Here is a 23,607-nt window from a genome sequence, read left to right as displayed (position 1 = left end):
AAAATAAATGCAAGCACTATGGTGGAAAAAAGTAGGTATATACTATTCTTCTTTTGCTTGGTATTTGTGAGTTGTAATGCCCAAAAAGAAACGTCAAAAGAATTGAAAGTAAAAGAAATTGTAACAGATAAAAATGTAACCCTTGATCAAGTTTCAAAACTGCTTGAAGCCCAGGTCGAACTCCATTCGATAGGTATTATCAATTGGGAATCTTTTTCATATCAACCAGAGGTAAGTTTCAGAATTGCACATGCCAACAATCAAATATGGTTAAAGTATTACGTTACGGAAGAAACCATATTAGCCAAAGTTGATACGATAAATGGGAGCGTTTCTGGAGATAGTTGTGTCGAGTTCTTTTTTGATCCTCAAGCTGATGGCAACTACTATAATTTTGAATTTAGCTGTATTGGCATGCCTCATTTGGCTTATGGGTCGGGAAGGGGAGCACGCCAATTTTTGGAAAAGGAAATAATCAAGGAACAAATTACCGTAGCATCAACATTAGGCGATGAACCATTTGCGGAAAGAATTGGAGGACATACTTGGGAAATGACCATAGTCATTCCCTCTTCAGTATTATTTAAAGATAAAGGCATTCGGTTAAAAGGGCTAAAAACCAAAGCTAATTTTTACAAATGTGGCGACAAAACTTCGCAACCTCATTACCTCAGTTGGAATGCCGTTGGCACCGAAACCCCCGACTTTCATCGTCCTGAATATTTTGGCACACTCATCTTCGAATAGCACAGATATTGCTTAGGGTATAGCTTCTTGAATGTCAGCTGTTTTAAAAAAATGTGTTCGTGCACATTTTAATATTATATCTTGGTTTTCTAGTAAAAGTAGTTTACCTTAATCCAATAATCTATCCCCCAAAAGTATACGAATACTGTCATTGGTTTTGATGCCCCTTCAGCAATGTCAATATTTGGCAAAAGACACCGTCTAAACTAAGATTAAGATAGTATGATAGCCAGAACCTATCAAAGTAGATTTTTGATGTTCTTTACCATCTTTTTGCTTGTTGGATGTTCATCAGAACTTCCCAATGGGGGTCTTTTGCTTCCCGACAATTTTAATGCGGTCATTATGATAGATAGCGTAAAAGAGCGGGTACGTCATATGGCTGTATCGGATGAAGGAGTTCTTTACGGGAAGTTGAGAAACTCGCATGACAAAGCAGGAATCATAGCCCTTAAAGACAATAATGGTGATGGCAGGGCTGATAAAATTAAGAAGTTTGGAGCTTATCGATCCAAGCAAAAATGGAGCTATGCCACTGCCATGCGCATTTACAATGGTTATATGTATTTCAGCTCAGAGCTTGTGGTCTACAGATATAAGCTTAAGCCTGGAAGTATGCTGCCGGAAGGTGAGATGGAAGTTGTCGTAACAGACGATCATGAACATGGTAAGCACGAACATATTGGTAAGCCCATTGCTTTCGATAATAAGGGAAACCTCTACGTACCTTTTGGCGCTCCATCAAACGCTTGTCAAGATCCGAAACGAACTCCAGGTGCTCTGGGTTTAGATCCTTGTCCACAATTAGAAGAGCATGGTGGGGTATGGCGTTTTGATGCTAACAAACTAGGACAGACTCAGAAAGATGGATACAAATATGCTACTGGAATTCGATCAGTAGTGGCTATGGATTGGAATCCGGTAGATGAAAATTTGTATATCGTAATGCATGGTCGCGATGATTTATTGCGGTTGTTTCCAGATAGATTTACACCCTGGGAAAGCGCTCTTTTACCTTCGGAGGAATTTATTCGGGTAACAGAAGGATCAAACTTCGGTTGGCCCTATTGTTATTATGATCAAATGAAGGGTAGAAAAGTATTAGCACCCGAATATGGCGGAGATGGGGTGATTGTTGGTCGATGTGCCGATTTTGACGACCCGATCATAGGTTTTCCAGGGCACTGGGCTCCCAACGATTTGGTGTTTTATGAAGGAGACCAGTTTCCTGAACGCTATAAACATGGAGCTTTTATCGCTTTCCATGGATCTACCAATCGCGCCCCATATCCACAGTCGGGCTATATCGTTGCATTTGTTCCATTTAAAAACGGAAAGGTCAATGGTGATTGGGAGATTTTTGCAGACGGTTTTGCCGGAGTTGATCCTATAGAAAGCGTGAATGATGCCAACTTAAGACCAATGGGAATCGCTTTTGACAAAGATGGCGCGATGTACCTGTCAGAATCTGTAAAAGGTAGAATTTGGAAAATTACTTACAAGGGAGATAGGACTAATTTTGGGGAAGCCCAACTCGCCCAAATGGAACTACGGAAGTTAGCAACCCATGTGCGCACTCCCGACAAGATCAAAGACGATCTTGCTCAAAATGCCAATTCTCCTGGTGAAATAGTTTACAATACCTATTGTGCCAACTGCCATCAAAAAGATGGTGAAGGTGCTATTGGAAGATTCCCCCCATTGACTAGTACTGACTGGGTAAGTGGTGATAAGAATCGGTTGATCAAGATTATTCTTGCAGGCATGGAGGGTGAAATGCAAATCAATGAAGAAATGTATAACGGGGTGATGCCACAGCATAGTTTTTTAAGCGATACTGAAATCGCTAATGTATTGACCTTTATACGTGGCAATTTTGGTAATAATGCTAGCGCCATCGAGCGTGATGAGGTAGCGGATCAAAGAAGCCAATTAGAAAAGAATACTACCGAAATGCCTATAATAAGTGAATAATAACGGTTTCAATGTGATAATACTATGGAATACAAAAATAGATATGCCAATTACTTAGTTCTGATTGCGCTACTTTTTTCCTGTGTTTTGAATGCGCAGGAGTTTGATATGCTAATCACCGGCGGAAGACTTATTGACGCAAAGAATGCCATTGACAAAGTAATGGATGTTGCGGTAAAAGACGGAAAAATTGTTCAAGTAGCAACAAGCATACCTGCCTCCAAGGCATCTATAATAATCAATGCAAAAGGGCTTTACGTTTCACCCGGACTTATAGATATTCATAGCCATAATTTTTTTGGTACCGAACCCGACGCCTACTTGAGTAATAGTTTCACCGCACTTCCTCCTGATGGATTTAGCTTTCGAACTGGGGTAACAACACTTGTAGACGCCGGGGGAGCTGGTTGGAGAAATTTCAGAATTTTCAAGAAAAATGTTATTGATCGATCCAAAACCAGAGTACTTTCTTTTTTGAATATTGTGGGTTCTGGTATGAAGGGTGGAGCGATAGAGCAGAATATTGATGATATGAACCCCAAACTCACGGCAATGGTAGCAAGGCAGTTTCCTGAACACATTGTTGGAGTGAAATTGGCGCATTATAGCGGCTTTGATTGGACACCAACCGACAGAGCGGTTGAGGCCGGTAAATTAGCAGACCTACCTATCATGGTCGACTTTGGAGGTAGTCAGCCTGAACTGTCTCTTCAAACATTATTTATGGAAAAACTTCGTCCTGGAGATATATTCACACATGCCTATGCACACGTTAACGGCCGAAAGCCAATTGTAAATGAGAACGGAAAAGTGGAAGATTTTGCATGGGCAGGCCAAAAAAGAGGAATTGTTTTCGATGTGGGCCATGGGGGTGGAAGTTTTCTTTTCGAACAGGTCGTTCCTGCTATGAAACAAGGTTTCAAACCAAACTCAATAAGTACAGACCTACATACAGGTAGTATGAACGGAGGTATGAAGGATATTGTTAATGTGATGTCAAAATTTTTGAATATGGATATGACCGTGAACGAGCTTATAGCTAAAACTACCTGGGATCCTGCAAAAATTATCAAGCGAGAAGACTTAGGTCATTTGTCTGTTGGTGCTGTTGCCGACATCACCATTTTGAGTTTACGGGAAGGTAATTTTGGGTTTATCGATACCAAAGGCCAAAAGATGAATGGAAATAAAAAGTTGGAGTGTGAACTAACCATTCGTGAAGGCAAGGTAGTATATGACCTAAACGGGATGGCAGCTGCGCCTTGGGATAAGTAAAAATTAAAATATAAACAGGAGAAAATATGAGATTAACAAAACTGATAGTTTTGATGCTGCTAACAAGCAATTTTGCAGTGGCACAAACCACATCGAAAGACCAAATCATTTTCTTGACCCCACAGTGGGAAGGAGAACGTTTCGAAGACGGACGACCAAAAGTTGCCGATGATATTTTAGTTCGAATGAAACAGGTTGCTATTGAGGAAGCATGGGGCGTCTTACGAAACGAAGGGTATCACAATCAGTTCGAAGGGGGCTGGGAACCTTTACATGATGACGTTCCCGTCGTTGGCAGAGCCTTGACCGTTCAATATATGCCAAACCGACCTGATGTTTCCGATCAAATCAAAAAGAAGGGTAAAGCCGATGGGCAAATAGGCAATACCAATTCATGGCCTATCGATATGCTTCAGTTGGGCGACGTTTATGTAGCCGATGGTTTTGGCAAAATTGTAGACGGTACTTTGATAGGTGATAATTTGGGAAATGCCATTTTTGCCAAATCAAAATCTGGAGTGGTCTTTAACGCTTCCAGCAGAGATCAGGAGGGTCTCTCAAAAATTGAAGGTTTTAATGCTTTTGTTCGAGAATGGCACCCCTCATTTTTGACTGAAGTGATGCTATTGAGTATTAATTCACCCATTCGGATCGGTGCCGCAATAGTGCTTCCTGGAGATATCATTTTGGGAAAAAAAGAAGGAGTGATGTTCATTCCTGCTCATTTGGCCGAAAAAGTAGTGGTGACTTCCGAAGTGGTACGTCTTCGAGATCTATTTGGTATTACCCGATTGAAGGAAGGGAAATATACTCCCGGTCAAATTGATAATAAATGGTCTGATGAAATTGAAAAAGATTTTTCGAAATGGTTAAATGATCATATCGATGAGCTTCCGGTTCCGAAAGCACAGATTCAGGAACTTCTAAAAAAACGAATGTGGTAAAAACAATAAACTAGAAATATGGAAAATAAAACAACAAGAAGGGCGTCCTTCAAAAAAATAGGAATGGTTCTGGCGGCATTATTCGGTATTGGTTCGGCGAATGCCATGACAAAAAATCAGTCAAAAACACATAAGAAAGTTGCAAGCGATATTGTAACGGATCAAGACATCCCTTTATTTTCAGGAGCGGTACGACATGGCAATACACTTTACATTGCTGGAAAAGGGGCACATGTAGCACCTTATGAAATCAAGGCACACACTGAAATCGTTTTACAAGAACTTCAAAAAGGATTGGAGGCAAATGGTTCTTCAATGGAACAGGTACTAAAAGTAAATGTTTATCTGGCAGATCTTGCCGATTACAAAGGAATGAATGAAGTCTTTCGTGGACGTTTTGGAAAAAATCCTCCTGTTAGAACTACGGTTGCAACCTATGGAGGCGTACCGGGTAAATCACTGGTTGAAATGGACTGCATTGCTGCTGTTGATTAAGCGTATGGTAAATAGAATCCTGTCTTTGCTCAAACCTCGAGACATTGGGGCAGCACAAGTACGGGAATGACACTAAAACAAAATAGTATGAGCACTAGTAGAAGAAAAGCATTAAAAATAGTATCGGCGCTTCCCCTAGTTGGGGGCATGTTAGGGCCAAGCCTTTTGAAGGCAAAAGTCGTTGAAGAAACGGTTCTGAAGCCAGCAACTCGTGATTTTTTCAAAGAACTGGGTCTGCGAACATTCATCAATGCAGCGGGAACTTATACCTCAATGACAGGTTCATTGATGCACAAAGAAGTCACCGATGCAATAAGCTACGGTGCTACGGAATATGTGAATTTAGATGAGCTTCACGACAAAGTAGGGGAGCGTATTGCAGCTTTGTTAGACTGTGAGTATGCCACGGTAACATCAGGTGCGTTTGGAGCGATGACTCTTGGTCTAGCAGGTATTATGTGTGGTATGGATGAAAAAAAAGTGGCCCAGCTTCCCGATACAACTGGGCTAAAGAATGAGGTTATTGTTCAAAAGAAACATGCTATCGGATATACCCATGCATTAATAAATACAGGAGCCAAAATTGTGGAGGTTGAAACCGCCCAGGAGTTGGAAAGGGCCATTAATAAGAAAACAGCCATGCTCTGGTTTTTAAATGCCAATACGGAGCAAGGAGAAGTTAAATGGGAGGAATTCATCGCTTTAGGCAAAAAACACAATGTTCCTACATTTATAGATTGTGCCGCTGATGTACCACCTGTTGAAAATCTTTTTAAGTTTACCAAAATGGGGTTTGACTTGGTCTGCTTTTCAGGAGGGAAAGGCATACGAGGCCCACAAAGTGCTGGCTTATTATTGGGAAAAAGGGAGTATATTGAGGCGGCAAGATTGCATACCCCGCCAAGGGGCACTACCATTGGTCGCGGTATGAAAGTAAATAAAGAGGAGGTCTTAGGTATGATGGTGGCCTTGGAACTCTATCTTGCTCGAGATCATAAAAAAGAATGGGAACTATGGGAAAGGCAAATCAAACTTATTAGTGATAGCGCACTTTCTGTAAAGGGGGTCAAAACAGAAATTCATGTACCTCTCCATGCGAACCACGTTCCTAGTTTGTATATTAGGTGGGACGAAAATGAAGTGGGTATAACTACCGACGAAATGCGGAAAAGATTGCGTGATGGACATCCATCAATTGAAACCGTCGGAAATAAAGAACAAGTAGGAATTACTACATGGATGATGGAACCCGGTCAAGAAAGAATTGTTGCTCAACGGGTGAAGGAAGTTCTTGAAAACACCTAAATTGTCAATAACAAACTCAACTACTATTATGAAGAATATCTATTTATGTATTGCCCTTTCGCTAGCCTTTTCTTGCAATCAGGCCAAAGAAGTGAAGGAGGTCAAGGCTGAAACGGAAACTGAGAAAATTCAAGAGGCTATTGACCCAAATTACAATCCTGAAGCCAATCTAAAGAAAATGGGCATCGAATTAAGCACCCCCTCGGCCCCTGTTGCGAACTACGTGAACGCTGTAAGAACGGGAAACTTGATATTTTTAGCAGGCAAGGGTCCGCGTAAAGCCGATGGCGAAAATATTACCGGAAAACTAGGCGCTGATCTTAGCATTGAGCAAGGTTATGAAGCTGCACGTATTACAGGAATTAATCAATTATCTGTTTTGAAAGCTGAGTTAGGCAATTTGAACAAGGTGAAGCGCATTGTCAAGGTGAAGGGAATGGTGAACTGCACTCCTGATTTTAAAGATCAGCCCAAAGTAGTTAATGGATATTCAGATCTCATGGTTGCTGTATTTGGAGATAAAGGTAAGCATGCTCGTGCAGCTGTGGGAATGGGCTCTTTACCCAGTAATATTGCTATCGAGGTTGAAATGATTGTAGAGGTTCAAGACTAATTCTATGGCTAATGGAGGGCAATTGGTAAGACACTTTGTAAAACCGATTTTACTTTTTTCAGCGTTTTTGCTTTTGATCAACTGCAAATCTAAAGAAACCAAACCCGAGTTTCTATTTCGCACGGCAATCATTGTCAAGGAAGACCATACTTGGTACAAGGCTTTCGACTATTTCAAAAAGATTTTAGAAGAACGTTCGAACGGGCGTATAGAGGTGCAATTGTATCCATCGGAACAATTGGCAAAGGAAATTGAGGCTATTCGTTTAATTCAAGCCGAGGTCATTGACATCACTACTACCGGTTCTACCTTGACCAATTGGTTTGAAGTGGCCACCTTCTGTGAGCTTCCGTATTTGATGAAAGACTCCGCCGATATGAATCTATATATTAATGGTCGTGTTGGCAAATTGATGGAGACCGAGATGATAGAGAAGGCCGGGGTACGAGCGCTATGTCATTTTGAACGTGGCCCAAGGCATTTGACTTCAAACAGGCCGATTAGACATCCAGATGATTTAAAAGGATTGATCTTGCGTGTTCCTAACGTGCCTTCCTTTGTGACCACTTGGAGTGCACTTGGGGCAAAACCTACGCCTATGGCATTTTCCGAGGTTTTTACCTCGCTACAACAAGGTACTATTCAAGGGCAGGAAAATCCCTTTGCCATGATTAACAATGGCGGGTTTGCAGAGGTACAACAATATGTAAATCTCACAGGGCATGTGATTAGTTGGGTGTACGCTGTTATTGGTGAAAAGCAGTTTCAGAAATTACCCCCAGATCTTCAAGAACTTGTAGTTCAGGCAGGTAAAGAAATGCAGAAGTACGAGCACGACCTCTTTTTGGAAAACGAAAAAAACATTCAGCAAGTCTTAAAGGATAAAGGTATGGAATTGATAGAAGTAGATACCGAAGCCTTTGCTAAGAAATGTGAGCAGGCCATATATGATAGCCTATCGCCGGAGATGCAAGCAATATATCACGAATTGAAACGCGAACAAGAAGCATATGCGAAAAGCAATAGGAAAAATTCTTAAAATAGGTACCCTTGTCAGTACTTGGGGTTTAATCGCCATGGTTCTGCTTCAGATTATCTGTCGCTTTTCTTGGTTCGAAACCCCTTCATGGACGGAGGAAGCATCACGTATACTTTTTATTTATGCTATTTCCTTTGCTTCTGGTCTCGCCTTAAAATCATCGAACTATTATGTGGCTCTTGATGCTTTCTACAATATGTTCAATCCGAAATTCAAGGCGGTATTAGACAAATCTATCCCGGTAGTCATATTCATATTATTCGCCGTTTTCGCTTTCTACGCTATTCGGTTTGTGAGCTTGGGTATGATTGAAAAATCTCCAAGCATGGGTTTCAATATGGGCATTTCATTTTGTAGTATGTTCATTATTGGGGCAACGCTTTGTTACTATGCTTGGCATAAAATTGTAAAGGCTTATAAAAAGAAAAGCGCATGATTTGGATTCTAGTCATTGTATTCGTTGTTGCCCTAGTACTTCGCTACCCCATAGCCTTTGCTTTAGGGTTGGCCTGTTTGGTCTATTTGATCGGTGCTGAAATTCCTCTTATTCTGATGCCAATGAAAATGTATTCGGGCATTGATGTTTTTGTACTTTTAAGTATTCCCGGGTTTATCATTGCAGGAAACCTAATGAACCAAGGCGGGTTGACCGAAAAGATCATCTCTTTTTGTAATCATCTGATGGGTCATATCAGGGGAGGCCTTTCCTTAGTGAATATAGGGGCATCGATGTTGTTTGCCGGAATTTCTGGAACGGCAATTTCCGATACGGCCAGTATGGGTTCGGTTATGATTCCGGCGATGAAAAAAGAAGGTTATGATGCTGATTTTTCGTGTGCCGTTACCGCAGCTTCATCTACCGTAGGACCTATTATTCCGCCTAGTGTACCCATGATTATTGCGGCAACCTTAAGCGGGCTTTCTGTTGGAAAGTTATTTTTGGCAGGCGCTATTCCCGGACTTTTATTGGGTGTCGGACTTATGTTGGTTGCTTATTTTATCGCTAGAAAGAAGAACTACCCAAAGCATCCCAAAAGTAGTTTTGGTCAGGTAGCAAGAGGGTTTGTTGATACCTTTTGGTCATTGCTAATGACCTTCATTATTTTATTCGGCATTATTGGCGGTATTTTTACTCCAACGGAAGCATCAATCGTTGCGGTACTTTACGCTCTGGTTGTTGGTAGGCTTGTGTATAAGAAGTTGAATTTTAAGAATGTGCAGGTGGTTATTCTCGATTCAATGAAAACTTCTGCATCGTTAATGATCTTGGTGGGCTTTGCCAACCTGTTCGGATACATACTGATTACCGAACATATTCCCCAAACCATTTCAAACGAAATCTTGGGCTTCAGTTCCAACAAATATGTCGTGCTCTTGCTCATCAATCTATTGCTAATTGCTGTAGGTACTTTTATGGAAACCATTGCCGCGTTATTGATCTTGTTTCCGATTCTTCTCAAGGTGGCTATAGCCGTTGATGTTGACCCCATTCATTTCGCGGTAATCGCCGTATTGAATTTGATCATTGGGTTGACTACGCCACCTGTTGGGGTCTGCCTATTTGTTGCATCAAGTATCGGTAAGGTATCGATTGGAAAGGTAAGCAAAGCCGGATTCCCCTTTTTGCTGGTCAGCTTGGGCGTCTTGATTTTGGTTACTTTAATTCCCGAGATTTCTTTATGGTTGCCCAATCTGTTTACAGATTAAGGTTGATTTTAAGTAAATCAGTTTAAAATCGTCAGCTCGTCTCCTTTCATAAGTGTTTTGTAGGTTTTAATTCCTTGCTGACCGAACTCATGCAAGCCATTGTCTAAGCATTGCTCAACCCCAAATAATACCAGGGTAGTTCGTTACCGCCTAAGAAATAGGATTCAAGATTTTTTGAGGATTTTTTGGAAAGATAAAAACCCAAAGCAAGAACCCCAACAACATAAACTAATACGATTCCGATATCCCAGTTAGAGAGGGTCATTTGATTTTCGGTTGATTTTATAACAACCTAAGATAAGGAATGTCTAGAAGTATTTTGTAGCCCCGGCAAGAATCGAACTTGCATCTAAAGTTTAGGAAACTTCTATTCTATCCATTGAACTACGGGGCCAATTTAAATGGAAGGCAAAAATAAAACTTTTTACTCTCTGCCGTAAACGACTAGAAGATTTTTCCTTTCAGACTGAATTCCCTCGATAACGGAATCATTGACTTTGGTTTGCCACAAATAGATTTTCTTAAGCCTTGTGAGATGGGGAATTAGTTTTAACAAGCCGTCTGAAACATCTGTATCATATAAATTGAGTGATTCTAAATGTTTCAATGTTTTAAGATGTACGATACCTTTATCTGAAATGGCAGTTCCGCTGAGATTTAGTTTTATGAGGTGCTCGAACTGTCCTATTTTTTGAAGGGATTCATCTTCTAACTCAGAATTGCTTAGGTCGAGCCAAATCAATTGTTCTTTTAAGTTTTGCAGCAATGCTAATTCCTTATCCGTAATTAGGCGTTCACTTAGTTTGAAATTGGCTTCGATAAAATAATTACTTTTCATTAATCGATTTATGATAATACCTTGATCGCGCAGTGAATCGATACTCGATTGATTAGCAGGAGGTACCTTTTTGCTCAAAACAGCATGCTTGTCAAGCCCTAAATAGTTGCTAGCCGTCTCCGTTATTATTTTTTGTGAATCTAGTTCGAGTACAAATCCATTTGCTGGTGCACCGGAGGCAATCCACCATTCAATAAGAGCAATTTCTTGAGTTGTTAAAGGGCGTTTTCCTTCAGACGGCATAAAATCATCATGGTTCTCTGGCAAGGTAATCCTTCTAAAAAGTTCGCTCGTTTCTATATCTCCAGGCACTATTACTTCGCCATTTTCACCACCTCTCATCATATTTGCATAGGTAGTCAGTTCTAAATCACCCTTCTTTTTCTCCTTATTGTGACAACTCACACATTTTCGATCCATTATAGGAGCAACTAAATCGAGGTATACATCCGCCGAATCTAACACAGTTATTTTGGGTATTGTTTCTTTCTTTGGCGAAAGCCCAGCTAAACTTCGAACAGAATTAGGGGCATATTCTAATAGATATGTTGACCCGTGAGTAAGATTACCGCCTAAATGACCTGTATAAATCATGGTCCCTATGGCCAAGGCAATAAGAAACCATTGCGTCGGTTTGGTGTTTTCACTTTGCTTTTTTGATATGAAATAACAAATCAATGCGAGTACTAAGACGACGACCCCACTCCATTTATGCCAAAACAAAGTGTTGTCGTTATAATCTCCAGATAGTGATAGTAAATAACCAAGCACAACGGCCAATGCTGTACTAATCGCCCCTAAACCCCAAAGGTATTTAAGAAAAGGTTTTATTGCATAGAATTTGGGCCATCGGGTAGTAAAATGAGCTATCGAAGCCAGTAGTAAAAATCCAATGGGAAGATGCACGATCAAAGGATGAAACCTACCTACAAAAATCATGAAGTCTGAAGGGTCATCGAGCAAATTCGGGTTGATTAAAAGGGTTAACTCCATTTAGGTTAAAATATCCTTTACAATATGTCCGTGAACGTCAGTCAAGCGTATATCGCGGCCTCCAAACCGGAACGTCAAGAGCTCATGATTAATACCCAATAGATGCATAATAGTAGCATGCAAGTCATGAATCGACACTTCATTTTCGATAACACGATATCCGTAATCATCGGTACGGCCGAAAATAGTTCCGCCCTTGATTCCTGCTCCAGCCAGCCACATACTGCAAGCCGAGGGATTATGATCTCGACCGTCAGTACCTTGTGCAAAAGGAGTTCTACCAAATTCACCTGTCCATACCACTAGAGTTTCTTCGAGCATGCCCCGAGATTTTAAATCTTTCAACAAACCCGCAATGGGTTGATCGACTGCATGGGCATTTTTTTCATGACCATCCTTTAAATTGTTATGTTGATCCCAACGATCTGCGTCAACTTTTGGGCAGGTCAATTCTATAAAACGAACCCCTCGTTCAACTAAACGTCTTGCCAACAGGCATTGTGCAGCATAACCTCTAGTATGGGGGTCATTAGAATCAAAGCCGTAGAGCTTTTTTGTCGCTTTGGTCTCCTCAGAGAATTCGGTCAGCTCAGGAATGGAGGATTGCATCTTGTACGCCAGTTCGTAATTTGTAATCGCAGATTCAACCGCATCAACCTCACCCATTTTACCCATCAGGCTATGGTCCATTTGTTTGATGAACTGTAGTTTCTCCTCTTGAAGGTTAGGCATATGCTCTTTAGGTGTAATATTGGCCACGGGTTCTGCACCTGCTTTTAAAATTGAGGCCTGATACGAAGCGGGTAGAAATCCGTTTTTGAAATTATCAAGCCCCCCTGGCGGAATGAGTCCCCCATCCAAAACCACATAACCTGGAATATTTTTGTTATCACTTCCTAAGCCGTAAGTCATCCATGATCCCATACTGGGCCTGCCTTGAATTCCGCTCCCGGTATGTAGAAAATAATTGGCATTGGTATGCTCCGGAAATTTTGAAGTTAAAGAACGTATTAGAGCAATGTCATCAACGCAGGTAGCGATATGTGGGAACAACTCACTCACTGGCATTCCGCATTCACCGTACTGTTTAAAATCCCACGGACTTTTCAAGATTTTCCCAACATTATCGAACTGAGTAGCGTCTACTTTGAATTTTTTTCGGGGATCTTCTCCATTTTCTTTGGCCAGCCTTGGTTTTGGATCAAAGGAATCAACTTGTGATACTCCACCATCCATATATAGGAAAATGACGTTTTTGGCTTTAGGCAGATAATGTGGGCCTAAATATAAGTCTGGCTCTGACAGCAACTTTTTTGATCGCGAACACGCTATTGGCAATACCCCGAATAAGCTTGTAAAGGCCAAAGCTCCAAAGCCTCCTTTGCATATACCCAACATTTCACGGCGTGAAAGGGGTCGTTGTGTAAAGTTGTGATACTTGCTCATCTTTTGGTTATACGAGGTAAATAAATTCCTTTAAGTTAAAAATACTATGGCAATATTGCTTCCAGAATTCGAGTTCTTGATCGTTTTTATTTGCTTTTTTTGGCTCCAGTTTATTGAGCTTGACCATAAATTCTTTTGCCTTATTCAGTTCTTCGGCGGTTGGTTCACGGGCAAAGGAACGTAGATATATCCATGATACTTTTTCTTCGAACGATAGTCCTATTTGGGTTATTAGCTTTTCCGCCATTAGTTGCGCTTGTCTTGCTACAAAAGGATCGTTCATAATAACCAATGACTGTGACGGTACGTTAGTTACATCACGTTTTCCAAAGGTGCTAAAAGGAATGGGACGATCAAAAGTTGTCATCATGGGTTCAAGAAAATTACGTCGAACTTCTAGATAAATACTTCTGCGCGCATTGCCATCAAGCGGGCCTGAGTTTTTTGGCCGACCCCGACCTTGCATAAAATCAGTCAGGTAGGTAGCTACTGGAGGGCCATATAAACTGTCGTTTAAACTTTCCGAGGCGACCAGAATTCCATCGCGAATTGCTTCGGCTTCTAAACGCCGCACCGGAAATGAGGCCAAATAAATATTTGTTGGGTCTTCTTCCATAAGTTCACTACCTCTAAGCGTACTTCTTTTAAAGGCATCGGTCAATACTATTTTGCGAATCATTTTTTTGATAGACCAACCTTCATTTTGAAATGTAACCGCCAGATGATCTAACAGTTGGGGGTGTGATGGAAGCTTCCCCTGTAATCCAAAATTGTCTACGGTCTCTACAATTCCTCTGCCAAACAGATGGTTCCAAATGCGGTTCACCATTACGCGCGATGTCAGCGGGTTGTCTTCGCTCAACATGCTGTTTGCCAATTCCATTCGGCCACTACCCATTGAGCTAAAGGGTCTTCCACCCTTAGGTAAGGTCGATAGGAAACTTCTGGGAACGCGTTCTTGGGAAGGCTCTTCATGATTGCCACGGATAAAAACAGGACTATTTATAGCAAATCCATCTGTGACGCCATAAAAAAAAGATGTACTGGTCAGACTTTTGCTAAGTTGCCGTTTTTTTTCAGTTATAGCTTGCAATTCAGGGAATTCAGCGGGTAATTTTCCGTTCTTTAGTTGGGCATTGAGTTGCTGTATTTTTTTGGAAGATTCACCTGAATCTGGCACTTCAGAAGGAAATTCTGAATCATAAGCAATTGCGTACTGTACTTCAATATAGGCCTTTGCTGGAAGTTGGTATTGATGTGTTTGATAGCCCCCAGGGAGTATTTCTACATACGCTTTGTGCCCTTTCCACGGGCTAACATCGATAATATAGTTTTGCCATTTTTCATTGTCGACTCTCATTTCCAATTCACCGTAAATTGGATTTTGAATGAGTTGAAAGTTATCAATTACGAGGCGGATGGTACTTTTTACCCCACGTGCTCGGATTGCGATGTAGTTCTTATCTAGAATGAAGTTTTGAGACTGCAGCGATCCAAAAATTCCTAGGCCCAAAAGTTTACTTGAGGCGCTGCCTTCCTCTAATTGCAGTAGCTTGCCCGTTGACGCATTGACTATGGGGTTTCCTAGAGTGGTTCGATTTCCAAAGGCCATTCCGTTGCTTTTCCATCCATCCAAATCTGTATTCCGAAAATCACCTATAACCGTAGGTGCATTGGGGTTTGATCTTTTCCGTTCTGGCGATCTCGGCTTTTGGGCTATGGTTTCTTTATTCCATGTTTGCGAAATCATTTCTCTCATATACCGTTGCACCTCTTCAATTTCTTTGGCGCTTTGTTCTTTATCACGCGACAGTTGGGCAACAAGGGGTGTAAAACGGGTACTTTCCATCACCCCGTATAACCCATAATAATCTGCGGTAAGAATAGGGTCGAACTTATGGTCGTGACATCTGGCACAGGAAACAGTCAAGCCCTGAAAAGTTTTGGAGGTTACATCGATCATGTTGTCGATTCGATCGGCCTCGTCTTTTTTGATATCTACGGGGCTGTGAGTGCCTTCTGTCATAGCAAAAAATGCAGTTCCCAATTGAGATTCCATTGTACCTGATTCTCGATTGTACCGCACAGAATCTAATAGATCACCGGCAAGATGCTCCTTAACTAATTGGGTATAAGGTACATCATCATTAAAGGCCCTAATCAGATAATCGCGATAGCGCCAGGCCCCTAAAATTGAATAATCAAACTCATGGCCCTTGGTTTCGGCATAACGAACCAGATCCATCCAATGGCGGGCCCATCGCTCTCCGAAGGCAGGGGAGTTTAAATAACGATCAACCATTTTCTCATAAGCGTCTAAAGAAGTGTCTGCAACAAAATTTCTTATGGCTTTAGGCGAGGGCGGTAGTCCGGTTAGTAGATAGGAAACCCTTCGAATTAGCGTATTTTTATCGGCTTTTGGTGTTTTGACCAACTGTTTTTGATCTAGCCGTTCATCGATAAGCGAATCTATTGTGTAGAAGCTTGGTTGTGTTATGGTAGTTTTGGGTTTGATAAAAGCCCAATGTTCTTTCCATTCAGCGCCTTGATCTATCCATTTTTCGAGCAGTGCTTTTTCGCGTTCGCTAAGTTTATAATTGGATTCTGGCGGAGGCATGACTTGATCTTCTTCCTCACTGTTAATACGATAAATTAATTGACTGCTAGAAGGTTTGCCAGGTACGATCGCATGGCCACCTTCTTTCAATAGAGCAGTAGCCCCCTCATAGGTATCCAATCTTAAATCAGCCTTGCGACCACTTGGGTCTGGGCCGTGGCATAAATAGCAATTTTGTACTAGAATAGGGCGGATATGAAAATTGAAGTCAACCGTGTTAGGCAAAGGCTCGGCAAATTCGCTGCTGTTATTGCATGAAGAAAAGAGTAAAAGGAAACACCCTAAAACAGTAAAAATATTTTTTAGTTGACCGTACATAATATTCGCCAATTATGGATGTCTCTCAAATATAAGGATTTATATCTTCCTTTTCTCCTTATTATGAAGCGCAAAATGCCCGATTTATGGCTGATATGGTTTTTTGGAAAGCTGAATTCTGATACCTACATTTAGCCTATGGATAGTATCAAAATAGGAATCATTGGCATGGGTAGAATCGGTAAGATTCATTTGCAAAACTTATGTACGAAAATCGAAGGGGTGGAAGTAACCACCGTAGCTAATCCGTCAAAAGTAGGGCAAGATTATGCGACTAGATTTGGGGTTCAAAATGTGTCGAATAATGCAGAGATAATATTTGACAATCCAGAGATTGATGCGATATTGATCTGCTCGCCAAGCGATACGCATGCGGATTATGCTATTCGTGCGGCCTTGGCAGGTAAGGCCATATTTTGTGAAAAACCCATCGATATGTCGTTAGAACGGGCAAAGGAAGTAGTGTTAAAAGTCAAAGCATGCGATGTGCCCATGATGGTTGCCTTTAACAGGAGATTTGACCCAGATTTTAATAAGGTTAAAATCGCGGTCTCAGAAGGAAAGATTGGAACCGTTCAAAGCCTGCATATCATCAGCCGAGATCCTGAACCACCTAGCATTGCTTATATTAAACAATCTGGCGGTCTTTTTAAAGATATGACTATTCACGATCTTGACATGGCCCGATTTATTATGGGATGCGAAGTTACCGAGGTTTATGCCACAGGAAGTTGTATGATCGACCCGGCAATTGCAGAAGCTGGAGACATCGATACAGCAACCTTGGTCTTGCATTTTGAAAATGGGGCTACAGCGGTAATAGAAAACAGCAGAAAGGCAGCCTATGGATATGATCAAAGGCTAGAGGTATTTGGCTCAAAGGGAATGTTGCAAATCAATAACCCATTGATGACTAACGTAACAAGTGCTAATGAATACGGCTCTCATTCTGATGTAAACCTGAATTTCTTTATAGATAGGTACGCCACTTCTTATTTGCTTGAGATGCAAGATTTTGTAGAGGCCTTAGGCCATAGAAAATCAATGCCGGTGCATGGGGAAGACGGTATTAAGGCTATTGTTTTAGCTGAGGCGGCCTATGCTTCTTTTCGAGAGAAGCGACCTATAAAAATCGGATAAGGGGCTATTTTCTTTTCCCCCAAATCTCATACATAGGTTCTCCTTTGCTATTCTTTCCGGTATGGTGCCAGTCATCGCCTCGGGTTTCATAGTTGAATTTTAAAGTTGCCCCAACACGAGAATCGTCTCTGGAGAAAAATTTAATATTTTCAGTGTAAACCCCATCTTGAGCGGAATAACTACCACCGCCTGTTCCTGAAAATTTAAAGGTTTCTGTATGATATGCAATCCATTGAAAGTGACCATCTATTAAGAATTTCAGCGTCTTTCTGGCATTGGCTTCTCCACGTCTTTTTTGACCCTCATCTGGGCCTCTGGTGGCAAAAAGCCATTGCCCGTCTAAATCTTGGGAGTTCGCCTGTTGAAGTTCGAAGACCCTTTCAGATGCACTACCTAAAACCAAATTATTGCCATCAAGTCGCATAGGAATATCCAAAGTCTTCAAAGAATCTTTTTGATAGTCTGAATTGAACTCCAACTTTATTTGAAGCATACTATCATGGGTGGTATAAAACCCTCCAACGGTTTTGATGAATTTTGCAGGTGATTTTTCATATGTTGAATGAATTAGATAGGCCTCGCCAACCTTTAATTCGTGGCGTAAATTGCCTTGATCAGAGACATAGACACCTTGTTTAATTTGCCCATAAAGCCCCCCCATCATTAAAAACGGGAGTACTATAAAAAACGATTTCAAAAATTGCACAGGTTTCATATCTTTATTTTTTGCACTAAAAAATGAGCATTAAGATAGCCAAAAAATCAGAGTTTATCAATGTAGATTTTTGCAATACATATTAAAAAATGATTTACATTTATTTTAAGATTTAGCATCATTTCGTTCAACCCAAATGCGCAGTTATGAACAATCTTAGAAGAGTTATAGTAGATTTTAAAAAACTGACTCCTGAAGTATTAAAGCTCATCGTTGAACGCTATCCAGACGGATATGGGGATAGGGATATCATATCATTTAGAAATGCACATGGTGAGCGCATCGAAGCCGTAGAGGTTCTGACTGAAGACACTAAATATTTAGTCAAAATTAGCGCTAAGTTAGAATACACCATGGAGCATTATGATGAAAGTGACTATGACAATTTCGACGATGATGACCCTACAGCTATAGCCGTGCCAAAGCCGGAGGATTTGGCGGAAGATAATACTGAAATCTGATCGCTATTTGAGATTCTTTAGCATCTCAATAGTTGTCTTTTCCAAATCGAATGCTGCTTTCCATCCCCAGTCTTTTTGGGCATGTGAGTCATCAATGCTCCCAGGCCATGAATTGGCGATAGCCTGACGAGCGTCAGGTTCATAATTTACCTTGAACTGTGGAATATGAGATGCAATGCTTGAGGCAACTTCAGCAGGAGTAAAACTCATGGCTGCCAGATTGTATGCTGACCTTATCTTGATTTTATCGAAATCGCTTTCCATCAATTCCATAGTAGCTCGAATAGCGTCATCCATAAACATCATGGGTAGCATAGTATCTGCATTTAAGAAGCAGGTATATGCTCCATCTGAAAGAGCCTTGTGATATATTTCAACAGCATAATCTGTAGTACCTCCTCCCGGCATAGTTTTCCAACTAATTAGCCCAGGGTATCTCACACTTCGTACATCGACGCCGAATTTATTGTGATAGTATTCACACCATCGTTCCCCAGATTGTTTGCTAATACCATATACCGTACTAGGTTCCATAATTGTATTTTGAGGCGTATGATCTGTGGGTGTATTGGGGCCAAAAACCGCAATGCTCGAAGGCCAAAACACTTTCGAAATCTTCTTTTCCTTCGCCAAGTTCAAAACATTGAAAAGGGAATTCATATTGAGGTTCCAAGCCCGCATAGGAAACTTTTCCGCTGTTGCACTCAACATAGCGGCCATAAGATACACTTCATCAATTTCATAATAGGCGACCACTTCTTCAAGTGCGTCATAATCTGTGGCATCTAAAAGTTCAAAAGGGCCAGAATCCATTAAGTTTTCGTTACCCTCGCGAATATCACTGGCAATGACGATATCACTGCCGTGTTTTTCTCGCAGGGTAAAGGTAAGCTCAGTACCAATTTGTCCACAAGCACCAATTATCAGAATATTTCTTTGCATTAAAATCGCGTTAATTGAATTCGCGCCTAAAGATACCGTTTAAAATTTTCCTTACCACTGAGTTTTTGCGTTTTTCAGCTTTTCTTTTTCCCGAAATTTACTTCAAGATTTTGGGCCTTAGGTACGACTATGCTTAAAAATTTTAACGCAGAAAAAAAAAGTTAATTCCTTAAAATTCCCAAAATCTCAAACCTAAAGAGTATGAAATTTGTACATTCGCTTAATGGTTAAAACATTCGTTTGGGTTGTGTTATTAGTTGTTCTTGTTTCTTGCAAAGGGAATAAAGAGCAGGCCGTTGTCGCGGATAATTCCGCTTTCGAAATTAGTACGGAAAGTTGGCCTAAGAAATCCGTTCCAAATTCAAAAACGAATGAAATCATAAAGGATTGGGAAGAATTCAATGCCTTACAAATTGGTTTTGATGCCATATACAATATCGGTAATACGGAAGATTTGAGCTTGGTTTTAGAAGATTTGATCGAAAAGCAAAAAGCGCTTGAAGAATCAGTATACCCTGAAACCTTTAATACCCCTCAAATTAAAAGCAGACAAAAGGTCTTTCATACCTTCATTCTAAAAACAAAAGGCGATTTGATATATCGCATTGATACACAGAAATCGGTTTTAGAAATGATTGCAGCACATAATTCAATGCTAAATCAAATGAATGCAATTACCAGCAATACCCTAGACCTAAAGACGCTTTTGGAAGAAGAATAGTTTTTTTTAGCCTTCGACTTTGACAGTTCTGCCATTAGCATCGACTAACTCTTATGTATGACGAAGTCATTTCTGTTTATTCCTGATATTTCTGGTTTTACCAAGTTTATACAAACCACCGAGGTAGAACACAGCCAACACGTAATAGCCGAGTTGTTGGAAGTTTTGATTGCAGCTAACACCCAAGATTTACAACTTGCCGAGATTGAAGGAGACGCCCTTTTCTTTTACAAGGAAGGAGAAATTCCATCTCAAGAGAAGTTGTTGGCTCAGATTGAAACCATGTTTACCGCCTTCTACAGCCATTTGAAACTTTTAGAATCGAACCGCATATGCCCTTGCAATGCCTGTGCCACAGCCCCCAATTTGCAACTGAAGATCGTGGCACATTGTGGTGATTTGCAATTTATAGCGGTTCAGGGCAATCGCAAGCCTTTTGGTCAGCATGTTATTGAAGCGCATAGATTATTAAAGAATTCAATTGCTAGTGAAAACTATGCCTTGATTAGTAAAGAACTGGCGAGTGCAATTGAATTACCCATTTATTATTGGAGCAAATTGTATCGATTTAAAGAAGGTAAAGACACATACGATGATAAAGAAGTACCGTATATTTTCTCGCTGATCGACCAAAGCAAATTAACACTCAACAACTTCTCGCTAGGAAAAAAGATACATTTTGATAAACCACCTCAATTGGTTCTTGAAAAAGGGTTTTCAATAGCGGCAGGAACCTTAATAGAATATATAACCAATTACAGCTATCGCCATCACTGGGCAAAAGGCGTAGATAAATTCGAATATAATGAGAATGAGGTAACCCGAGTAGGTTCTGAGCACTTATGCGTTATTAATGGGAAACATTTGAACTTTGTTGCAGTTACAAAAGACGTAGCTGCAGAGCAACTTGTGTATGGTGAAATGACTTCAAGTCCACCCCCAGTTGATACCCTATATCAGTTTTACATTGTAACTCCAACTTCGAAAGCCTCTTGCAACTTAAGAGTCGAAACCTATTGGGAGGCAAAGTCACCTATTAAAAAACTTGTTTTGGCGCTTTTAGTTAAAAGAATATTTAAGAAAAATACAGAGAGCGCGATACAGAATTTGGAACAATTTGCGACTTTAAAATCTGCTACTTGATCTTAGGTTTTATCGTCTAGATACGATTTCAGATCGCTAAAGGCATCATCCCAAAATTGCTCATAAAATTTAAGCCAATTATTAACTTCTTGTAATGGTTGTGCATCTGCATAGCAAAAACGCTCCCGCCCTTTGCTGCTAATTTGAACCAAACCAGCCTCTTCAAGAGTCTTAATGTGCTTGGTAACTCCTTGTCGACTTATATCAAACTGACCCGAAATTTGGGTAATTGGCATTGCCGTCGACGCCACTACCAGGGCATGAAAAATTTCACGTCTGGTAGGGTCGGCAATAGCTTTTAAGATTCTTGTGATTTTATCCTGCATGCACTTCTTTAGTTAGGTATTCAGTTAGCAAGTTAATACAGTTATCCCAACCGGCACTAAAGTGGCCAAACATGGTAACCGCCGTATCATTGGTATAATTAGATATACCTGAGTGTTCCAAGATCAGTTTGGTTTTTCCATCTACCGCCTCCAGTGTCCATTTAACGGTTGTTTCAACATCGGTGTTTTCGACCATCCAAGTATAAATTAAAGTATATGGGTCGGCTTCTTTTACAATTCCGGTAATCTGGGTGCATCCTTTTTCTTCACCTGCTGTAAAGGTGTATTTATAACCAGGCTGAGGTTTAAAGTCTGCATTGATAAACCAGGTTGAGATTTCTTCTCCTACAGAGATGGCATTCCAAACTTTATCGATATCGTGATTGAAAATCTGTTCTTTGATAATAGCATCTTTCATGATTGAATGTTTTTAAGATTAATACGCAACTATATGGTTGCAAATATAACTATTATAATTTAATACGCAACTTTTTGGTTGCTTTTTATTTTTTATCATTTTATGTACAACTTTAAACAAAAAAAGCAGGCTCATAAAGCCTGCTTTTTTACCAAGTTGTTATGAATTAATCTTTTGTTTCAGCAGCTGGCTGTTCCTTTCGAGAGGTGAGCGCTTGTTTGCTTAAGCTAGCCAAATTGAAATTCGGGTCAATCTTTAGAGCTTCATCTATTAGTGCTATTGCCCCGTCAATGTTATTTTTATCCTTATTGAACTGCATAAGTCCTTTTAAGTGATAAAAAGCGGCTTTTAACGAAGCCTCGTAGGGTTGTTGTCTTTCATAAAAAGCATGCTTCATCTCATCTTTTGAGTTGGCAAGGCCATATTCGATATTCGCTTCCGCGCCTGCGACATCACCCGTCTGAATTTTCAGATCTGCCAATTCATAAGCCAAATACGGATTTTGATTTCTAGCAAATAAAACCTCAAAATGCTCAAGAGATCTTTTGGGTTGGTTCAACGCTTTTAAAGAAATTGCCTTGACCTGTACGGAAAGATCAGAATCGTTTTCATTTTTTTCAATACCAATGGTATTTAGTGCCTGCATATGCTGATTGTTATTTGCATAGATATAGGCTAGTGTATCTCGCCGTTCCTGCGTCGGTGCTAGCACATTCAAATGTGTCATGGCATTGATGACTCCATTTACATCGCCCTGCAAACGCATTTCTTTGTAAAACGCTTCATAATGTTTTTGCAATTCTGTTTTCGTCTGTGCTGTGCCAACAAAACCCATGGTCATGACTAGCACAAAAACAACTCTCTTCATCGTATTCTGGTTTTATTGATTTTTGGTGCGCTAAACTATAAAATTTATTCGTAGTAAGCTGTTAATAAAAACTTTAAAAGCCAGATTGATTTGTTTAGGGAACAAAAAAAATGCCCTAAGCGGGCATCTTTTATATGTAGGTTTGGAATTTTTGTTACTTAGGCCGTTAGTAGCGGCTTGTTCTTATTAGTATAAGAACTTAATAAACTTGCATAAAAAGCAAGACTTTTGTTGTCATAATCTATACACGACTTTAAAAAATCGCGAAGATTTCTGAACCACAAATTTACGTGCAATGTTGGCATATAAAGATTGACCTTTTTTGGGTCATAATCCATATCATCCATCACTATATCCATCTCTACCCTTTTTCGGTGGTAGTCGATTGAAACATCTGCTGCGTTGTAGTGCTTTTTTAAAATAGCTACATGCAGCGTTTCATAATCAGGGGTAACTTCTTGCGCGGGACAACTTTGGGCAATCAAATCTTCCATTTCCAATAGAATTCGCCCTTTTAAATTTGAATTTTCCATGGCAAAATGTTTAAATTATACATCAAAGT

Annotated in this window: 24 protein-coding genes and 1 tRNA gene; 14 read left to right on the top strand and 11 right to left on the bottom strand. The window is 40.4% G+C overall.

The window, feature by feature from the left end; translation table 11 throughout:
- Window positions 1–18: 18 nt before the first annotated feature.
- The 10 genes from ABJN95_RS02835 to ABJN95_RS02790 all read left to right on the top strand — a co-directional run bounded on the left by ABJN95_RS02835 (window position 19) and on the right by ABJN95_RS02790 (window position 10,099).
- The gene (locus ABJN95_RS02835; RefSeq protein WP_348368478.1) at window positions 19–747 is read left to right on the top strand and encodes a carbohydrate-binding family 9-like protein; all 729 of its coding nucleotides are present in this window, start codon (window positions 19–21) and stop codon (window positions 745–747) included.
- Between the two features lie 222 nt (window positions 748–969).
- A complete protein-coding gene (locus ABJN95_RS02830) occupies window positions 970–2,721 on the top strand; it encodes a PQQ-dependent sugar dehydrogenase (RefSeq protein WP_348368477.1) in 1,752 nt (583 codons plus the stop codon).
- Window positions 2,722–2,745: 24 nt separating this feature from the next.
- Window positions 2,746–3,996, top strand: a complete 1,251-nt coding sequence (locus tag ABJN95_RS02825; protein WP_348368476.1) for an amidohydrolase/deacetylase family metallohydrolase — start codon at window positions 2,746–2,748, stop codon at window positions 3,994–3,996.
- Window positions 3,997–4,022: 26 nt separating this feature from the next.
- Window positions 4,023–4,940 carry an RraA family protein gene (locus ABJN95_RS02820; RefSeq protein WP_348368475.1) on the top strand — a complete coding sequence of 306 codons (918 nt, stop codon included), beginning with the start codon at window positions 4,023–4,025 and terminating at the stop codon, window positions 4,938–4,940.
- An 18-nt stretch (window positions 4,941–4,958) separates the two neighbouring features.
- A complete protein-coding gene (locus ABJN95_RS02815; RefSeq protein ID WP_348368474.1) occupies window positions 4,959–5,435 on the top strand; it encodes a RidA family protein in 477 nt (158 codons plus the stop codon).
- A gap of 87 nt (window positions 5,436–5,522) precedes the next feature.
- Window positions 5,523–6,740, top strand: a complete 1,218-nt coding sequence (locus ABJN95_RS02810) for an aminotransferase class V-fold PLP-dependent enzyme (protein WP_348368473.1) — start codon at window positions 5,523–5,525, stop codon at window positions 6,738–6,740.
- Window positions 6,741–6,768: 28 nt separating this feature from the next.
- Window positions 6,769–7,353 carry a RidA family protein gene (locus ABJN95_RS02805; protein ID WP_348368472.1) on the top strand — a complete coding sequence of 195 codons (585 nt, stop codon included), beginning with the start codon at window positions 6,769–6,771 and terminating at the stop codon, window positions 7,351–7,353.
- Window positions 7,354–7,357: 4 nt separating this feature from the next.
- Entirely contained in the window at window positions 7,358–8,392 is a 1,035-nt protein-coding gene (locus tag ABJN95_RS02800) for a TRAP transporter substrate-binding protein (protein WP_348368471.1), read from the top strand.
- The gene (locus tag ABJN95_RS02795; protein ID WP_348368470.1) at window positions 8,364–8,828 is read left to right on the top strand and encodes a TRAP transporter small permease subunit; all 465 of its coding nucleotides are present in this window, start codon (window positions 8,364–8,366) and stop codon (window positions 8,826–8,828) included. Before ABJN95_RS02800 ends, ABJN95_RS02795 begins: the two co-directional genes overlap by 29 nt.
- The gene (locus ABJN95_RS02790) at window positions 8,825–10,099 is read left to right on the top strand and encodes a TRAP transporter large permease (protein WP_348368469.1); all 1,275 of its coding nucleotides are present in this window, start codon (window positions 8,825–8,827) and stop codon (window positions 10,097–10,099) included. Before ABJN95_RS02795 ends, ABJN95_RS02790 begins: the two co-directional genes overlap by 4 nt.
- Before the next feature lie 103 nt (window positions 10,100–10,202).
- On the opposite strand, the gene ABJN95_RS02785 is transcribed toward ABJN95_RS02790, so the two are convergent.
- The 5 genes from ABJN95_RS02785 to ABJN95_RS02765 form a co-directional block, all read right to left on the bottom strand.
- Window positions 10,203–10,364, bottom strand: a complete 162-nt coding sequence (locus tag ABJN95_RS02785) for a hypothetical protein (RefSeq protein ID WP_348368468.1) — start codon at window positions 10,362–10,364, stop codon at window positions 10,203–10,205.
- Window positions 10,365–10,421: 57 nt separating this feature from the next.
- Window positions 10,422–10,493 (bottom strand) — tRNA-Arg (locus ABJN95_RS02780).
- Window positions 10,494–10,523: 30 nt separating this feature from the next.
- On the bottom strand, window positions 10,524–11,930 hold the full coding sequence (locus ABJN95_RS02775) for a c-type cytochrome domain-containing protein (protein ID WP_348368467.1): 1,407 nt from the start codon (window positions 11,928–11,930) through the stop codon (window positions 10,524–10,526).
- The gene (locus tag ABJN95_RS02770) at window positions 11,931–13,376 is read right to left on the bottom strand and encodes a DUF1501 domain-containing protein (RefSeq protein WP_348368466.1); all 1,446 of its coding nucleotides are present in this window, start codon (window positions 13,374–13,376) and stop codon (window positions 11,931–11,933) included.
- A 7-nt stretch (window positions 13,377–13,383) separates the two neighbouring features.
- Complete coding sequence (locus ABJN95_RS02765; protein WP_348368465.1) at window positions 13,384–16,311, bottom strand: PSD1 and planctomycete cytochrome C domain-containing protein; 2,928 nt, start codon at window positions 16,309–16,311, stop codon at window positions 13,384–13,386.
- 138 nt (window positions 16,312–16,449) lie between these two features.
- Here ABJN95_RS02765 and iolG point away from each other — a divergent pair, with 138 nt between their 5' ends.
- The gene (gene iolG / locus ABJN95_RS02760) at window positions 16,450–17,451 is read left to right on the top strand and encodes an inositol 2-dehydrogenase (RefSeq protein ID WP_348368464.1); all 1,002 of its coding nucleotides are present in this window, start codon (window positions 16,450–16,452) and stop codon (window positions 17,449–17,451) included.
- A gap of 4 nt (window positions 17,452–17,455) precedes the next feature.
- Here the strand turns inward: iolG and ABJN95_RS02755 are convergent, their stop codons facing one another.
- Window positions 17,456–18,166: a hypothetical protein gene (locus tag ABJN95_RS02755; RefSeq protein ID WP_348368463.1), complete on the bottom strand. Its 711-nt coding sequence runs from the start codon at window positions 18,164–18,166 to the stop codon at window positions 17,456–17,458.
- 146 nt (window positions 18,167–18,312) lie between these two features.
- On the opposite strand from ABJN95_RS02755, the gene ABJN95_RS02750 reads away from it, so the two are divergent.
- A complete protein-coding gene (locus ABJN95_RS02750; RefSeq protein ID WP_348368462.1) occupies window positions 18,313–18,627 on the top strand; it encodes a hypothetical protein in 315 nt (104 codons plus the stop codon).
- 3 nt (window positions 18,628–18,630) lie between these two features.
- Here ABJN95_RS02750 and ABJN95_RS02745 read toward each other — a convergent pair whose 3' ends face one another.
- Complete coding sequence (locus ABJN95_RS02745; RefSeq protein WP_348368461.1) at window positions 18,631–19,569, bottom strand: NAD-dependent epimerase/dehydratase family protein; 939 nt, start codon at window positions 19,567–19,569, stop codon at window positions 18,631–18,633.
- Between the two features lie 247 nt (window positions 19,570–19,816).
- Here ABJN95_RS02745 and ABJN95_RS02740 point away from each other — a divergent pair, with 247 nt between their 5' ends.
- Both ABJN95_RS02740 and ABJN95_RS02735 read left to right on the top strand, forming a co-directional pair.
- Window positions 19,817–20,290, top strand: coding sequence for a hypothetical protein (locus ABJN95_RS02740; RefSeq protein WP_348368460.1), 474 nt, complete (start codon window positions 19,817–19,819; stop codon window positions 20,288–20,290).
- Window positions 20,291–20,347: 57 nt separating this feature from the next.
- Window positions 20,348–21,433, top strand: coding sequence for a DUF2652 domain-containing protein (locus tag ABJN95_RS02735; RefSeq protein ID WP_348368459.1), 1,086 nt, complete (start codon window positions 20,348–20,350; stop codon window positions 21,431–21,433).
- A 2-nt stretch (window positions 21,434–21,435) separates the two neighbouring features.
- Here ABJN95_RS02735 and ABJN95_RS02730 read toward each other — a convergent pair whose 3' ends face one another.
- From ABJN95_RS02730 to ABJN95_RS02715, 4 genes are all read right to left on the bottom strand, one after another.
- On the bottom strand, window positions 21,436–21,759 hold the full coding sequence (locus tag ABJN95_RS02730; RefSeq protein WP_348368458.1) for a metalloregulator ArsR/SmtB family transcription factor: 324 nt from the start codon (window positions 21,757–21,759) through the stop codon (window positions 21,436–21,438).
- On the bottom strand, window positions 21,749–22,177 hold the full coding sequence (locus ABJN95_RS02725) for an SRPBCC domain-containing protein (RefSeq protein WP_348368457.1): 429 nt from the start codon (window positions 22,175–22,177) through the stop codon (window positions 21,749–21,751). The genes ABJN95_RS02730 and ABJN95_RS02725 overlap by 11 nt, the downstream gene beginning before the upstream one ends.
- A 166-nt stretch (window positions 22,178–22,343) precedes the next feature.
- A complete protein-coding gene (locus ABJN95_RS02720) occupies window positions 22,344–23,045 on the bottom strand; it encodes a hypothetical protein (protein WP_348368456.1) in 702 nt (233 codons plus the stop codon).
- Window positions 23,046–23,203: 158 nt separating this feature from the next.
- Window positions 23,204–23,578 (bottom strand): hypothetical protein, encoded by a 375-nt coding sequence (locus ABJN95_RS02715; protein ID WP_348368455.1) that lies wholly within the window; start codon window positions 23,576–23,578, stop codon window positions 23,204–23,206.
- Between the last annotated feature and the right edge of the window lie 29 nt (window positions 23,579–23,607).

Origin of the sequence: Maribacter sp. (genome assembly GCF_039974175.1) — a bacterium.
Lineage (GTDB): Bacteria > Bacteroidota > Bacteroidia > Flavobacteriales > Flavobacteriaceae > Maribacter_C.
Note: the sequence above shows the minus strand (reverse complement) of the source record. Positions and strands in the feature narration are given on the sequence as shown.